This is a genomic window from Dyella flagellata, from assembly GCF_030160275.1.
GTDB lineage: Bacteria > Pseudomonadota > Gammaproteobacteria > Xanthomonadales > Rhodanobacteraceae > Dyella_B > Dyella_B flagellata.
The window spans coordinates 15,996-31,255 of record NZ_BSOA01000052.1 but is presented as its reverse complement, the minus strand read 5'-3'; the positions used below and the strand labels follow the sequence as shown (position 1 = coordinate 31,255).

The 15,260-nt window shown below is 57.2% G+C and carries 10 protein-coding genes; 2 read left to right on the top strand and 8 right to left on the bottom strand.

What is annotated here, in order from left to right:
• Nucleotides 1-25: 25 nt before the first annotated feature.
• A complete protein-coding gene (locus QQJ96_RS22290; RefSeq protein ID WP_284334245.1) occupies nucleotides 26-1,627 on the bottom strand; it encodes an MFS transporter in 1,602 nt (533 codons plus the stop codon).
• Nucleotides 1,624-3,114, bottom strand: coding sequence for an efflux transporter outer membrane subunit (locus QQJ96_RS22285; RefSeq protein WP_284334244.1), 1,491 nt, complete (start codon nucleotides 3,112-3,114; stop codon nucleotides 1,624-1,626). Before QQJ96_RS22285 ends, QQJ96_RS22290 begins: the two co-directional genes overlap by 4 nt.
• A gap of 419 nt (nucleotides 3,115-3,533) precedes the next feature.
• Between QQJ96_RS22285 and QQJ96_RS22280 the strand changes: the two genes are divergently transcribed.
• Nucleotides 3,534-4,037 carry a hypothetical protein gene (locus tag QQJ96_RS22280; RefSeq protein WP_284334243.1) on the top strand — a complete coding sequence of 168 codons (504 nt, stop codon included), beginning with the start codon at nucleotides 3,534-3,536 and terminating at the stop codon, nucleotides 4,035-4,037.
• A gap of 40 nt (nucleotides 4,038-4,077) precedes the next feature.
• Here QQJ96_RS22280 and QQJ96_RS22275 read toward each other — a convergent pair whose 3' ends face one another.
• Both QQJ96_RS22275 and QQJ96_RS22270 read right to left on the bottom strand, forming a co-directional pair.
• Entirely contained in the window at nucleotides 4,078-4,290 is a 213-nt protein-coding gene (locus tag QQJ96_RS22275) for a hypothetical protein (protein ID WP_284334242.1), read from the bottom strand.
• 289 nt (nucleotides 4,291-4,579) lie between these two features.
• The gene (locus QQJ96_RS22270) at nucleotides 4,580-5,479 is read right to left on the bottom strand and encodes an MBL fold metallo-hydrolase (RefSeq protein WP_284334241.1); all 900 of its coding nucleotides are present in this window, start codon (nucleotides 5,477-5,479) and stop codon (nucleotides 4,580-4,582) included.
• Between the two features lie 862 nt (nucleotides 5,480-6,341).
• Here QQJ96_RS22270 and QQJ96_RS22265 point away from each other — a divergent pair.
• A complete protein-coding gene (locus tag QQJ96_RS22265; protein WP_284334240.1) occupies nucleotides 6,342-7,310 on the top strand; it encodes an FkbM family methyltransferase in 969 nt (322 codons plus the stop codon).
• A gap of 29 nt (nucleotides 7,311-7,339) precedes the next feature.
• Here QQJ96_RS22265 and QQJ96_RS22260 read toward each other — a convergent pair whose 3' ends face one another.
• The 4 genes from QQJ96_RS22260 to QQJ96_RS22245 form a co-directional block, all read right to left on the bottom strand.
• A complete protein-coding gene (locus tag QQJ96_RS22260; RefSeq protein WP_284334239.1) occupies nucleotides 7,340-8,536 on the bottom strand; it encodes a glycoside hydrolase family 27 protein in 1,197 nt (398 codons plus the stop codon).
• 363 nt (nucleotides 8,537-8,899) lie between these two features.
• A complete protein-coding gene (locus tag QQJ96_RS22255; protein WP_284334238.1) occupies nucleotides 8,900-10,099 on the bottom strand; it encodes a glycoside hydrolase family 27 protein in 1,200 nt (399 codons plus the stop codon).
• Between the two features lie 46 nt (nucleotides 10,100-10,145).
• Complete coding sequence (locus tag QQJ96_RS22250; RefSeq protein ID WP_284334237.1) at nucleotides 10,146-11,990, bottom strand: glycoside hydrolase family 35 protein; 1,845 nt, start codon at nucleotides 11,988-11,990, stop codon at nucleotides 10,146-10,148.
• A 36-nt stretch (nucleotides 11,991-12,026) separates the two neighbouring features.
• Nucleotides 12,027-14,906: a TonB-dependent receptor gene (locus QQJ96_RS22245; RefSeq protein ID WP_284334236.1), complete on the bottom strand. Its 2,880-nt coding sequence runs from the start codon at nucleotides 14,904-14,906 to the stop codon at nucleotides 12,027-12,029.
• Nucleotides 14,907-15,260: the final 354 nt, after the last annotated feature.

The following is a 15,260-nucleotide window of genomic DNA, read 5'->3' as shown; positions in this document are numbered from 1 at the left end:
GTGTCTCGTACCGAGAAGAAGAGGGTCAGGAGGCTGCGCTTGCCGGTGGTGTGGTCGAAGGCGAAATGGTCGGACGGGTGATCGTCGTGGGTGCTGGGATGTACTGGAGATTCAATACAACTGGAATCAACAACAGAGCCAGGAGTCCTAAAGCGCGATAGACATCGGCGGTGGCCAGCACGCCGGCTTGCTGTGCGACGATCGACGGCATTGATGCCCAGCGGGCATCGTCAGAAGGCAGTCGGGCGGCCAAATGGCCTGCCTGGTCGAGTAGCATTTCGGTGTGAAAGCGGTTACGTACTACCGAAAGTTGACCGATCACGGCGCTGCCAAGTGTGGCACTTAGTGCGCGAAAGAGATTGACGATGCCGGAAACATATGGGCCCTCCGGCTGTTGCACGACGCTTGTTGCCAGGAACAGCAGGGGAATAATCGTCATAGGCAGCCCTAGCGTGTACAGGGCTTCCGGGTCGATGAACTGAGCCACCATCCAATCGCTTGTAATAAAGCTTCCCAGCCAACATGCGGTCGCAAGGCAGGCGAGTCCCGCTGCAAAGATATGGCGGGCATCGATCCAGCGCTGATAAAGCAGCATTGCCACACACGATCCCAACACCAGCTGGGGTAGCCCGACGATCAGGCCAATGTCCATACTTTGCTCAAGACGAAAGCCCTGCAGCTGTCCAAGTACGTTGGCAGGCAGCGTGACTGCAGTGCCACCGATAATCAGTAGCAAGACGAACACGCTGAAGCCTACTCCCAAATTGCGGCGCTGGAGCATCTGCAGCTTGATGAATGGTGCAGGGTGCCTCCATTCGCACGCCATGAACAACGCAGTGAGGATCGTTCCGGTCAGAAGTGACGCGGTGACTATCGGCGAATGGAACCAGTCTAGGCGAACCCCTTGGTCCAAACCCACGACGAGTAACGTCAAACCAGGAACGCCGAGCGCCATACCTGCCCAATCGGCACTCTTCAAGCGCGGTAGAGCCGTGGGCGCCTTCGGAAGGCCCCAAGCAACCAGTGCCATTGCCACTATGCCAATGGGAATCACGTGCCAGTAGGCCCAACGCCAGTCGGCTAACCGATCTACCGTTAGTGTCGCGAGGTATAGCGCGATATTAGGCGAGAACGTCGAGGTCAACGCGTACAGTGCCAGGCCATGCAATCGGAGGGACATTGGCAGGAAGCGCAACGCACACATCATCAGCAACGGAATCAGCGCGCCTGAAAAGAGGCCTTGGAGGGCACGCAGGGCCAGTAGCAAATGTAGCTCGTGCACAAATGGGATAAGCGCTGCCAGCGCTAATGCTGCCGACAGTATGGTGAGGTGGAAGCGCCGCAGCGAAAAGGTGACTGCGAACCAGGACGCAAAAGGCATAGCAACCAGTTCGCCTGCGGCATAGGCGGTGCTTAGCCAGGATCCATCGTCGTAGCCAACGCCTAGGGCACCCTGCAAATCAGCCAAGACCAAGCCGGGGACACGATTGTTTAGTCCAGACACCATGGCTGCTAGCAGCACCCCGAGCAGGCCGATGGCCAGACGAACGCCAAACACCGACTCAGGAGCTTCTATCGATGGATGATTCCTTTGTTCCGCCATTTGGGCGGACGCAGGGGCTGTCATTTGCGACTCCCACTAGCCGTCGACGCGGTCAGAAACTCAGGCGACCAGCCGCCGCCCAGTGCTCGATAGAGTGAAACGACCGATAACGCGGACGCAGTTGTGCAATCAGTCAGCTCTGCCTGACTGGCCAGTAATGATCGCCTTGATACCAAGACGGTGGTGAAGTCGGCGGTTCCTTGCTGATATGCACGCAGCGCGACGTCGAGTGCGGTTTGGTTTTGCGCCAGAGCTTCTTGAAGTTGATCGTGTCGCTTGACTTCAGTCGTATAGGCGTCGAGCGCATCGTCAACCTCGTGCCATGCGTTCAGGACTGTCTTCAGGTAGGCGACGCCTGCCAGATGTTGCTGGGCCTCACTTAGTTCGAGATTGCGCTCGAGCCGCCCACCTTGAAAGATCGGAAGATAAAGCGTCGGACCGAAGGAAAACTGCCGCGAGTTCCAGCTCCCCAGATCGCCCAGGTCTAACGCTTGAACCCCGAGATTTCCCGTCAAGCTGATTCGAGGATAGAAATCCGCCTTGGCCGCGCCGACGTCGGCAACCGCAGCGCGTAAGCGAGCTTCGGCTTGAAGGATATCTGGACGATTGCGGGCCAGTTCAGAAGGCACTCCGATGGGTAGTTGTTTCGGCATGGATGGCATGGCCGCACTGCCAAGACTTGCTTCCAAGTCCCGCGGCGGCTTGCCTAAAAGTAGCGTTAGCGCGTTTATCAAAGCGTCGCGCCGCTCATGGAGTTGTGATAGGCGGGCATCGATACTGGCCACATCGGCGCGAGCCGATGCTACGTCGAAGCGGGTCGCTACGCCGTTCTGCAGGCGACTTTCGGCCAACTGGCGCAGGTGTTCGGCAACCTGACGATTCTGCTCGGTGATGTTGATTTGTGCTTGCGTACCACGCAGCAACAGGTAGGTACGCGCCACGTCGCCAGCAACTGAGACTTTGGCCGACGCCCTATCGAATTCGCTGGCTTGTAGACGGGCGTTCGCCGATTCACTCAGGTGACGAAGGTAACCCCACAGGTCCACTTCCCAACTCACTTCTAGACCCAAGTCCCACGTATTGAATGCACTTGAGGGCGCACCGAGTTCGGCCAAGGCAGAATGCTGGCTGATTCCAGACCGCGTGTAGTCAGCCTCTGCAGCAAGCTGTGGCCGCCGTGATGCGTTGGCCAACCCAAGTTGAGCACGGCTCTCGTCAACGTGTGCCGTCGCTGCTTGCAAGTCCAGATTGGATGCCAATGCCTCATTTTCCAGGGTCGTCAGCGTGGCATCGCCAAAAAGTTGCCACCATTCGGAGGGTGGCGCTTTGTCAGTCAACGTGGGGGAGGTCGCCACGGTGGCGTCGCGCGACCGTTCGGCCGCTGCGGTTGATGCAAGCGTTGGTGGGCGGACGTCGTTCGATATTGTGCAGCCCGCAAGAGCAAGGGTCATCGCCAAGGCAAGTGCCACGTAACCGACACACGCGAAAATGATTTTTTCCATACGGGTCATGGCGCCTTCTCGGTGTGGGTCCATTGTGATCACGCACCGAATGCACTTGTAGACATGGCAAAGGACTCACGGTGTTGCTTGTGTGGCATCAATCGAATGGGTCTTGGAGGGGTGGATACGTAATTCGGCACATGGTCCGCCCTGCTTCAGATGACTTGAAGGGACTGTGCGCTCGACGCCGTGTGCCTGTGTTTGATTTTCTCAGGGAGGGGAGCTGGTGAGGCTGCTCGACTTCTGCAGGATAGGTACGAACTACATGAGACAAGATAGGCTGCCCAGGGATATCGCATCTAATCGATGCGGGCACAAACAGTCGATGTGCGAATGACTTCTTGATCGCAATCGCCATGGATTCAAGCATTCCATGGTGATGAAAGCACCCAGTCTGGATTGTTGTTCTATGTACAACATGATGATTGATGCCAACCAGCTACTTACTTGGCTTCATTGCGCTTACTGTTCTACTTAACGCGCCCAATTACGTGTTGAATGCGTATGGCGCATTCCGCGCTACTGCGCTCTTTGTGAGGCCATTACGTATGATTACGTCAGAAGCCGATTCACGGCGAGAGCTGAGAGGAATGCGTAATGGTGTAGGCTCAATTGAAAAGTCCGCCACGTCTTTTGCTATGTCGATCATTGTCGTCGGCGTACCGATGAGCGCAAACGGGCTAAAGAAACCGCTTGAAACTTTGTTGTTGTGTATGGCGTGGTTGCTCGAAAAACAAACAGGTATCGATCTCCAGGATGCATTGTTTATGGTTGATTCAATACGGTGGTCCATCTTGCATCAGATGCGTGTCATTAAATATTGGTTCACCATGTCGTTAGCGCGTATGGGAGAGCTGAACTTTGACTTTGTATCGAACCGCCGGGTCATCGTCACCACGCAACACCAACGTCGGCCGCATGATCTTCTTTAGATCCTCGGAGGAGTCGGTCTCTGAGAAGGCCTTGATGCAATTAGGGTGAGCCTTCGCGCTGCCCATCATGGCCTGCCGCCACCAGCTGTTTGTGATTCCTGCTGAATTCTTGGGCTCCGCTCCGATTGAATCCATAGAACGGCCCTGCGGGGACGCTGATAAAGAACTGGGCACGATTGGCCGCGAGTAGCTGCCTGAGGTCATCGAATATTTCGATGGGAGTTGCACCAGGGTTGTCGGCGTTCTTCACCATGATGGGCGGCACCGCTCCGACCAAGATGATTTGGCCGTTCGCTCCATGCCATGGCGAGCCAAACAGGCAGCCAGCTTGTGACGATTTTACTGCTTACCTGTCGGCGGCCGCCGGGCGACTGCGTTGACTTTTGGGGCTCGATGGCCAGTGCCGCGCCACTCCTTGAAAGTACGGGCGCAGCACCTGACGCTGTTGAAGAACATTACGATCACCAACGGTGTTCTGATGTTGTCAGCGAAAGCACCTGGACTCTGGGCCCTCTGCCAAGTGGTTCTTCAACAGCACGCGTTCAGTACGCCCAGTTGGCAGGTACATATCTAAACGCTTTGCCAGCGGCCGCGACGCGGCCGAGCGATGGGAACGACAAGTGGCTGGCCAGGAACAATTCACCGGTCGAGGCCGCCTCCCGCAGGAGGCGCATCCGGACGCGAGTCGCTTCTTCAGGTTCGTGATCGAACGCATTTTGCCATTCGGGACAGTCGACCCCCACTGGGACGACTGCGTCGCCGGCGAAGGTCAGCCGCTCGCCGCCGGACGACACGCGGACCACGCTGTGCCCTGGGGTGTGGCCGCCGGTGAGAGTAACGACGACCCCGGGTGCAACCTCGTGCTGCTTATCAAATGGCCGCAGCTCGGCCTTGTACGCATCCAGGAACTTCCGGGCGCTCGACCGGATGATGTCCTGAATTCCACCAAACGTGTTGTGAGAGAAATCGGGTGACTTAAAGAACTCGATATCCGTATGCGACACATGAACCCGCAGGTCCGGACGCATCTGACTCCTCAGTCGCTGGTCGAGCAGCCCGCCAATGTGATCCATGTGGATGTGAGTTGCCACTACGTCAGTCACGGACGCGGGATCGATGCCGGCACCCTTCAGCCGCAGGGCCAACCGCCCCGCCCGCGTGGCGTCCGGCATCTCCAACCCCACCCCAGCGTCGATGAGGATCGTTCGACCGCCACTGTGAACCACGACCACGTTCAGCCCCCAATCGATCACGTCCGGTAGAAATCTCTCGCGCAGTGCGGCGTCCCGGACGGCAGAATCGACGTTGGTGCCCAAGATATCGGCAGGTATCGGTAACGCGCCATCGCTGATCACTAGTACGTCGATTTCGCCGATACGCGTCGCGTAGCGCGACGGAACCAAGTCGTGATCTGGGTGGCGTGATTCGTGGCACAAACACATGTTTGACTCCTACTTTTAACGGCCCCTCATTGCCGGCGATTTTCTCGACACAAGATTCCAATTCGCCGGGACGTTTTTTCTTGTGTTCTGATGAGTAGGCTACGCGGCAAGGGCCCGTTTGGTAGTCATCTAAAAGGACACTCCGTGGTTCACCTTAAACAACAATTACGGTTGTTGCGGTGCTCTCCGCTAGAACCCGAAGTTCCCGAAGTGGTTACATTTCGACGTTCGTGCGGCGCTTCAATTCAAATTTGCCGTTAGCTCGCGCTGCCATATCCACCTGCTGCCCTCTGCCATTGGGGCCAATCGTGCCGGAACCTGGACTCGTGTATTTGCATCATCGTTGCGTTGCCGCATTCCAGCCCTTCCGGAACCGAATTCAAAGTCTTGCGGTTCGACGGCCGTGTGGCACCAAACGTGACGAAAGGACGGACTATCTATCCGGTCTGAAGAAAGAAATCCAATATTCATAGGCTCTTACGCTATGTTTGGGGGTCTCGGGTAGTAAGAACCGTTCTGAAAATACCCGCGGTCGTAGCGGTAGATGTCCAAGAAAAGCCCCTGTCTGGTCGGGGGCCTTTTCTTTTCAAAATGCAATGAACGGGCACGGGCGTCGATGCGAGAGGGGCCATGATCACTGGCACGTTTTTTTCCTAGGCTCCCTAGCTTTCGGGGTTTTCCTTTTCTTCACCGATCAAATCTTATGGTCGACTAGTTGATGGCAGGACTTGGGCGTTACCTCAAGGGAGTGAGGGATATTCAAGGGGACGCGGCATCGGTCCTCGATTTCTGCTTACGAAGTAAAAAAGCGGTTCACCTTTCGACTCGCTAACCCGATTGGGGTTTTCGCAGGGAATCGATTGTGATTAAAGCAAATACGGCAACGCTCATGTTCAGGAAAAAGCACAGTCGACTGGCTTTCTTGAAGGAAGGCTATCGTTGGCTTGTCATTCAATTGTTGCGGCGGCAATCGAGCAGGCACATTGCTGAACAACGAAAGCAGCTTGTCGTGTTCTCATTTGATTTTATTGCGCATAACATAAACCTGAATGGCGTATACGAAAAGGACGATTTGGATACGTTTTTCGAGTGGGCACAGTCCATGGGGATCAATTTCAAGGACGCCACCGCCCTTGATATAGGCGCCAACATCGGCAATCACAGTCTTTATTTTTCCGATCACTTCAAGCGCGTTGTCAGCTTCGAACCGCATCCGCGCATATTCAAGGTGCTATCCCTGAATGCGGAGCTTGCCAGTAATGTTATCTGCCACAACGTCGGCCTGTCCGATCAGGACGGAACTGCCATCCTGTCCGGACCCGCGGTGAATTTTGGCCGATCCACCATAAGCGAGTCGAGAGATTCCAGGTCAGTGGACATAAAGCTGGTGAAGCTTGATGACTTTTGCGAATTCGAGAACGTCAAGTTATTGAAGATCGATGTCGAGGGGCACGAATACAAGGCATTGTCCGGTGCAAAAAAAATCATTCAGGAACATCGGCCGATCATTCTGTTCGAGCAGCACATCGACGACTTCATAAATGGCGAGTCGCCCGTCTTGTCATTCTTGAAAGAGGTTGGATACGAAAATTTTGCCATTGTCAGGCGATACCCTCTTCCTTTGCCATCGTTCCTCAAGTTCGTACTTACCCCCTTGTTTCGTGTATTGCTGGGCGAGCAAACCAGGATCGTCTCGACCAGCCGGGTCAAGCCGGATTTCTATAGTTTCATCATCGCGCTGCCCGACTGGGTTCAAGGGATGCCCGATTCCGAGCCATGGGTCGATGAGCCAAAGACGAAAGCGGACGTTGCGCCATTAGGCGTTACCTGATCGGCAAAGGCCGGCGCGAATGACTGGTATCAATCCTGACGGATGCGATACATGGCTATCGCATGCGGCTGTAACTGAACTTTCAACATGCGCTCGCCCTTGACTTGCGAATGCGCCCAAAGGTCGCGCAGGGTGTATGGAGCATCCGATGCCAGGCCGATCACGGTGGTGGAAATGGCTACCTCGCGCGACGTGTCGTTTTCGTTGAACACCGCCACCGCGCGGCTGCCATCCTTGAGTGGTTTCACAATCACGTGGATGCCATCGATATCGCGTACCTGTTTGCCTTGTATGCCCAGCGGGTCCTGATCCACCGCAATCACTTCCTTGTTGAGCAGGATCTTGAGTGCCTCCGGCTTGATCGTGCGCAAGTCGGCACCGATCAGCAGCGGTGCGGCCATGATCGACCACAGGCTGAAATGGCTGCGGTATTCGGTGTCGGTCATGCCGCCGTTGCCTACTTCCAGCACGTCCGGATCGTTGTAATGGCCTGGTCTGGCATAGCGATCCAATCCTACGTTCTGCTTGAAATTTTCCAGCATCGAGGCGTAGACATCGCTGAGGTCATTGCTGGTGCGCCATGATCCAGCATCGACCGGTCGCTTGCCGGCCCAGGCCCAAGGCTCGTTCTCGCCCCTTTCGCATATGCTGTAGAAAATCGAGCGGCCACTGGCGCGAAGGGCCAGGGCCATGGCCGCGTAGCGCTGCTGGGCGTCTATATCCATGTGGTTGCAGTTGTCGTATTTGAGGTAGTCCACGCCCCACGCTGCGAACGTCGCAGCGTCGTGCCTTTCGTGATCGAGGCTGCCGGGAAAGCCACCGTTTTCCCTCGTCTCGCAGGTGGAGGTGCCGGCGCTGGAGTACAGGCCAAACTTCAGGCCGCGCTGATGAATGTAGTCGGCCAGTGCCTTGATGCCGCTGGGGAAGCGCCTGGGATTGGGTTGCAGCTGGCCGTTCTTGTCGCGTTGCCCATTGGCCCAGCAATCATCGATATTGACATAGGTATAACCGGCATCGCGCAGCCCAAGACTGACGAACTTGTCGGCGATGCCGCGAATCATTCCTTCATTGAACGCATCGCCACACTGTGTAACGTTCCAGTTGTTGAAGCCCATCTGCGGTAGCGAAGCCTGTGCGCCAACGCTTGAGCTGGCATGGAAGGCGATTGTCAGGGCGAACACGAGACTCGCGGCGATCCGCCGCGAGTAGGCACGGTAGGCGATCATCGATTTCTCTCCACTTGGGAAAATGGGCAGCACAATCGAACGCTTGAGACCCAAAGGCCGAACGGGCTTTATCTCGCAGTGGTTGCTTCGGCGTGCGCAGTTTAGCGCCTACCTTCGCCCGGAAGTTTCAGCGGCGGCAGCTAAAACTTATTTCAATATGTTGCATCTGTTGCAAGTCGTAAGATATAGCTGAGGCTTGGAGATGCGTAGGGCAAATCGAGTTGCGCGAGAACACATTCGATCCGTTCCGCGTCGATATTTTCGCGCCATGAATCAAAGCGGCGGCGGGGTGAGGAGCTAGCCCCTGCTCACAGAAGAGAGGGGCTGCTTACGAGCAGGCACACCTGATGTGTCCTTGCGTCATCAGCGACGGTTGATGCGATACATGGCCGTCTCATGGGCTTGCAAATGGAGCTTCAGCGAGCCGTCGCCCTTGGTTTGGGTATGTGCCCACAGGTCACGCAAGCTGTAGCTGCTCGCGGACTTCAGCCCAATTTCGGAGGCGGAAACCGTGACATCGCGCGGCGTATCGCTTTCGTTGAACACCGCCACCGCGCTGCTACCGTCCTTGAGTGGCTTGACGATCACATGGATGCCATCGGCATCGCGCACCTGTTTGCCTTGCACGCCCAGTGGATCCTGATCCACCGCGATCACATCCTTGTTGAGCAGGATCTTGAGCGCATCGGGCTTGATCGTGCGCAGGTCGGTGCCGATCAGCAAGGGCGCGGCCATGATCGACCACAGGCTGAAATGGCTGCGGTATTCGACGTCGGTCATGCCGCCGTTGCCCACTTCGAGCATGTCCGGGTCATTGTAGTGGCCGGGCGTGGCGTACTGATCAAGCACCACGTTCTGCTTGAAGTTCTTCAGCATCGAAGCGTAGCTGTCGCTGATATCGCCAGTGGTGCGCCATGAGCCGGCGTCGACCGGTGGCTTGCCGGCCCAAGTCCAAGGTTTGTTTTCGCCCCATTCGCACACGCTAAAGAAGATCGGACGGTTGGTTGCACGCAGCGCTTCGGCCATCGCCGTGTAGCGCTTGAGGGCATCGACCTTCTGGTTGTTGCAGTTGTCGTATTTGAGGTAATCCACACCCCATGAAGCGATGGTCGCGGCGTCTTGTTTTTCATGACCTAGGCCGCCGGGAAAGCCGCGGTTTTCCTGCAGCGGCTCGCAGGTGGAAGTGCCGGCACTGGAATACAGGCCGAACTTCAGGCCGTGCTGGTGAATGTAGTCGGCCAGCGCCTTGATGCCGCTGGGGAAGCGCTTGGGATTGGGTTCGAGCTTACCGTTCTGGTCGCGCTGCCAGTTGGCCCAGCAGTCGTCGATGTTGACGTAGCGGTAGCCGGCATCGCGCAGTCCCAGACTGATGAACTTGTCGGCGATGCCGCGGATCATCGTTTCATTGAATTCGTCGCGGCAGTGGGTCGAGTTCCAATTGTTGAAGCCCATCTGTGGCGGCGATGCCTGCGGGGCAGAAGCTGGCGTGGCGCCGGCCACGGTTGCTACAGCGAGAACGAGCGAAGCGGCGGTATGCCGCAGGGATGCAGGGGAAGCCATCATCGATTTTTCTCCACCACTAATGGAAACGGGGTCGAACGCGCATGGTTTATTTTGCTTGCTTGGGCGTACCGAGTATGGGCTGCTTCAACGTATGCAGCGAGGGCTGGCCTTCGGTCAGCAAGTCCAGCACCACCAGTTGATTGTCACTGGGCTTAAGCCATGCACCTGGAATGTACAGTGTGCGCTGCGGCCCGATGCTCCAGTAACGACCCAATGGATGCCCATTAAGCCACACTACGCCTTTGCCGAGGCCTTTGGTGTCCAGGAAGGTGTCGGCGTTGGCGCTTCCAGACACCAGCGCATTGAATGTCGCACGATACACGCAAGGCGCATGCCGGCAAGGTCCATGCGCGTAGGCCGTAGCCTCGTTTTCGGTAAAGGGCAGGGCATAGATCTGCCAATCGCGCAGCTGCTGTCCTTGCAACGTCACCGCGCCAACGATGCCCTTGCGTTCGTTGACCATCTTCTCGCCGAAGTTGATACGGCCGTCGTTCTGCACCAGTAGATCGAGGGTGTCGCCTTTGGCGAGTTTGACGCTGAGCGAATCCTGTTTCAGGCGGCGATCGAGCGTGCCTATGCGCTTGTCGTTGACATAGACCAGCGCATAGTCGTGCAGGCCGTCGATGCGCAAGGTGCCGGATTCATCGGCGTCGATGCGCTTGCGATACAGGATGTCGCCATAGGACTCGCCCAGTTCCTCCATGGTCTTGAGCTCATGCGATGCCGTTGGTGTCGGCAACGCATCCCACAGCGACCGCGATTCGTCCAGCCTGATGTTGTTGATGGCTTGCGTTGCGGGCGTTGCCGGCAACGCCAGCGGCGTGCTTCCGGTGGCCTCGGCGATCACTTTTCGCAGTGCGTAATACTTCGGTGTGGGCCTGCCGCTTTCGTCCAGCGGGCTGTCGTAGTCATAACTGGTCACATCGGGCTGGTAGCTGTTGTCGTCCCAGTTGGCGCCGCTCATCCAGCCGAACGAAGTGCCACCATGGAACATGTACAGGCTTACGGAATAGCCCTGTTTCAACATGCCGGACAACTCTTTCGCCACCTTGGTGGCGTCGATCACGTAGTGCGGACCACCCCAGTGATCGAACCAGCCCACCCAGTATTCGCCGACCATGTACGGGCCGCCTGGTTGCCAGGTGTGTAGCTTCGCCAGTTTTTCTGGTGCATGCCCGACACCGAAGTTGATCACCTTGGGCAAATCGGGCAGCGACCCGTATTGGGGTGCACTATCGGAGGTGTACAGCAGCGAGGCATCAAAGCCGCTTTCGACGATGTCCTTGCGGATCTGCTGCAGATACGGATCGTTGTCCTTGCCGAAGCTGCCGTATTCGTTCTCGACTTGCACGGCGATGATGTTACCGCCGCGCGTGTACTGCAGCGGTGCCAGTTCCTGGCCGAGCCGATGCAGCCAGCGTTGCGCTGGCTGCATGAACTTCGGGTCGGTAGTGCGGATGTGTGCGTCACGGTCTTTCAGCAGCCAGGCGGGCAGGCCGCCCAGGTCCCATTCCGAACACACGTAGGGGCCGGGTCGCAAGATCACATACAGGCCTTCCTGCTGAGCTTCGCGAATGAACTCCGCTACGTCGTTCTGGCCACTGAAGTCGTAGTGTCCAGGCGTCGTCTCGTGCGCATTCCAGAACACGTAGGTGGTAATGGTGTTCAGGCCCATCGCCTTCGCCATCTTCAGGCGTGAGCGCCAATACTCGCGGGGAACCCGCGTGTAGTGCATGTCCCCGGCGATGATGCGCAAGGGCTTGCCGTTGAGCACGAACTGGCCCTGTTCGATGGTCAGGCCGTGCACCGCTTCGACGGGCGCGGCGTATGCCTGGCCGGACAGCAAAAGGCCAAGCCCGACACCTATCGATATGCTCTTCAATACATTCATCGAAATCCCTTGCGTTGCTCCGCCCATATACTTGCCTTAGAACGTACCGCGCACACCCACGGTATATACCGTGCCATCTGCTTCCGCGTAGAGGAAGCGATTGGGATAGGCGGAGTAGTCGTAAAGATGCGACTGCGTTAGATTGGTGCCAGACACGAACAACGAAACGTGATTGTTGATCTTGTAGCTGGCGCTCAGGTCCAATTCGCCGTAGGAAGTTCGCGTGGCAGGCTGCGCACCTGATCCGTATGAAATGCTCTCCAGATACTTTCCGCGCCAATTGTAAGCCAGGCGTACTTGCCAGGGGCCCTTCTCGTAGTACCCGCTAAGGTTGGCCGAATCGCCGATGCCGGGTACCGCGAACTTGCCGGACGTGCTGATGGTGCCCGGACTCAGGTTGGCGCTGCTTTGTACGTGGGTGTAATTGAAGGCAGTGCCAAGGCCGTCGAACGGTGCTGGCAGCACATGCGTGAACTGATAGTTGAAGGTCAGTTCTTCGCCGTAGATCTTCGCCGAATTCAAATTGATCGGTTCGCTCAGCGACCAGGTCTGGCCGAGGAACGACACCGGTGTGCTGACGATCGTGCTGAAGTTGCTGACGTGCTTGTAAAAGGTTTCCAGAGCCAAGTAGCTGGCGTCGTCGATGTACCACTCCATGCCGGTGTCGAAGTTGGTCGAGGTATAAGGCTGAAGATTGGGATTGCCCTGGCTGATCGTCAACGATTCCGGGCGCGTACCGAAGCTCTGGTTGTAGTACAGATTACTCAACTGGGGCGGCGTAAGCGTTTTGGAGGCTGAAAAGCGATAGACCAGATTGTCGAGCAGGTTGAGCTTGAAATTCATCGCCGGCAGCCACTTGTGGTAGCCACCCGTGGCCGACTGCGGTTGCAGCGGTCCGTACGCCACCTGGCTAGCACTGCTGTCATTGGGATCCACGCGGTAGCTGATCGGCTGCTGGAAAATCGCCTGGGATTGGGAATCTACGTGCAAATAGCGCGCGCCGATATCCAGCGCCCAGGGTTTTTCCCACATCGTGCCTTCGAACACCGCTTTGGCGAATACGGCCTTCTGCACTTCCCGCACTTCATTGAAGCTGCCGGGATTGACCTTGGGTCCGAAGCTGCCGTATTGGGCCAACGCCGCGAGCAGGGCGGCTCGCTTGTCAGCCGTCAATTGATTGTAGGCCGCAGGCGTGGTCAGCCAGTTCATGAACTGGGGCACGTTGTATTGGATCCATTGCGCGGGCAGCCCCGGCTGGGAAACGCCGCTGATCGGTGCTGGGGGCGTATATACATATGCACCGACGGCACTGGCGGGTACGGACACGGCATAACCGCAGTACGCGTTGCAAAGAATGCCGTTGGGCGTGGCCACATTCACCGACTTGTTGTAATCGCGGTTTTCCTGCACACCGAATTCGAGGTTGGACAGGATGCCGCTTTCAAAATTCTTGGCGAAATTCAGCTGGTACTGGGTGACGCCAGCGGTAATGTTGTTCGATTGGCCGCCCTCGTTGCAGCAATGCGCGTACAGATCGTTCAGGTTGGTGGTGGAGATGATGTTGGTGTAGCTCGGCGGCTCGCTGCTGCCGTTGTTGGTCCAGGTCGGATTGACGCCGATATTGCGCGCGCCGATCACCGCGAAATAACCGTAGGGACTTTGCTTGTTCCAGGCCTTGGAGTTGGATACGTCCAGGCTGATAGTGCTCGATGGGTCGACGTTGAACGCCAGGTTCAAGCCGTTCTGCACCATCTTTTCATCGCTTGGGTTGTAGGCCACGACGTAGTCGTTCGCCATAGTGCCGGTATTTTTTCGCACGTAATTGAGCACGGTGTTGTTGGCGTCCGTGGTCAGCGACTGGAAGTCGCCGGCGTTGCCATATTCGCCGAATTCGTGTTCGAACGGCTTGATCTGGTAGCCCGCGTACAAGGTGTCGAACTTGACGGTCAGCTGGTCGATCGGGCGCCAGTCGATGGCGCCGGTGAAGCTCTTGCGGGTGCGCTCCTCGTTGAGCACGTTGTTGGCCAGTGTTTCGGGGATGGCGACGTTGGTGTAGTTGGGGTTGGCAAGTCCGGAAAGCTTGGAAATATTCTGGTTGGCGTACCAGGAGTTGGCCTGTGTGTTGATCTGCGTGTCATCACGCTTGTAATACTGCACGGAGGCCAGAACGCCGAACGTGTGGTCCGCATTGGTCCAGCCTGCCAGGCCCGATACCTTGGGCGTGGTCTTGCCGGCCCAGCTGCCGGTCAGGTTGCTGTTGACCCCGGCGGCGGAACCGGTCGCATGGAAGCCGCTGAAGTCCAGCGGACGCGCGGTTTGAATGTCCACGACACCGCCGATATCGACTTCCGAGATATCGGCCGATGAAGTCTTGTTGACTTGAGCGAGGCTGATGATATCGGCGGGAAGCACGTTGAAATCGAACGCGCGTGTGGAGGTATTGGAGCTCTGGGAGGCTGTGGCCATCTGGCGGCCGTTGACCGTCACGGCGACGAAGTCGGGGCCAAAACCACGGATGGCGATCTGGCTGGATTCGCCGCCGCTCCGATTCACCGATACGCCGGGTACGCGCTGCAAGGCGTCGGCGACGTTGGGATCGGGGAATTTTCCGTTCTCTTCCGCGGAAATCGAGTCGACGACGTTCACGGCGTTCTGTTTGATCGACTCGGCGCGCTGGATGGCGGCGAGCTGACCGGTGACCGTGATCGCGGTGAGACTGGTGGCTTTTTTCTTGTTGTCGGTCCTGCTTGCATCGGTACCATCACCGCTGCTGCCTACACCCGATGGTGCGGCGGTGGATGCTGCTGCCGGTGCGCTGGTTTGCGCGTGTATTTGTACGTTATAACCGGCCAAACTGGCGATGCCCATCGCTGCCAGTGCCAGGCGCACCGAGCGCGCCATTGGATTACGTTGCATCGAATACCCCTCCGTGTGGAACTACGTTGCCGACCACGAATAACGAATGCGATGTCGCGTGACACAGTGCTCTACAACGTCGGCATGCTTCATGTCGACGTCGCACTCATCCCCACTGGAAAACACCATGGCCTTCAGGCCACCCCTTCGATGTTCGCCAGTCACGGTGCGAAACAGGCTTGGCGCGAACTTCCCCAAAAACCAGGCCGTGCTTCAGACCGATTTCCAATTGTCGTATTTTAGGATAATAAGATTGATTTGAGGCCGACAAGCTGCGGCGCAACATTTTTCGGATACAAAAAAGCCCGCAAAACGCGGGCTTGTTTGCACCGGCCCCAGGGAGGCGGTCCGGAT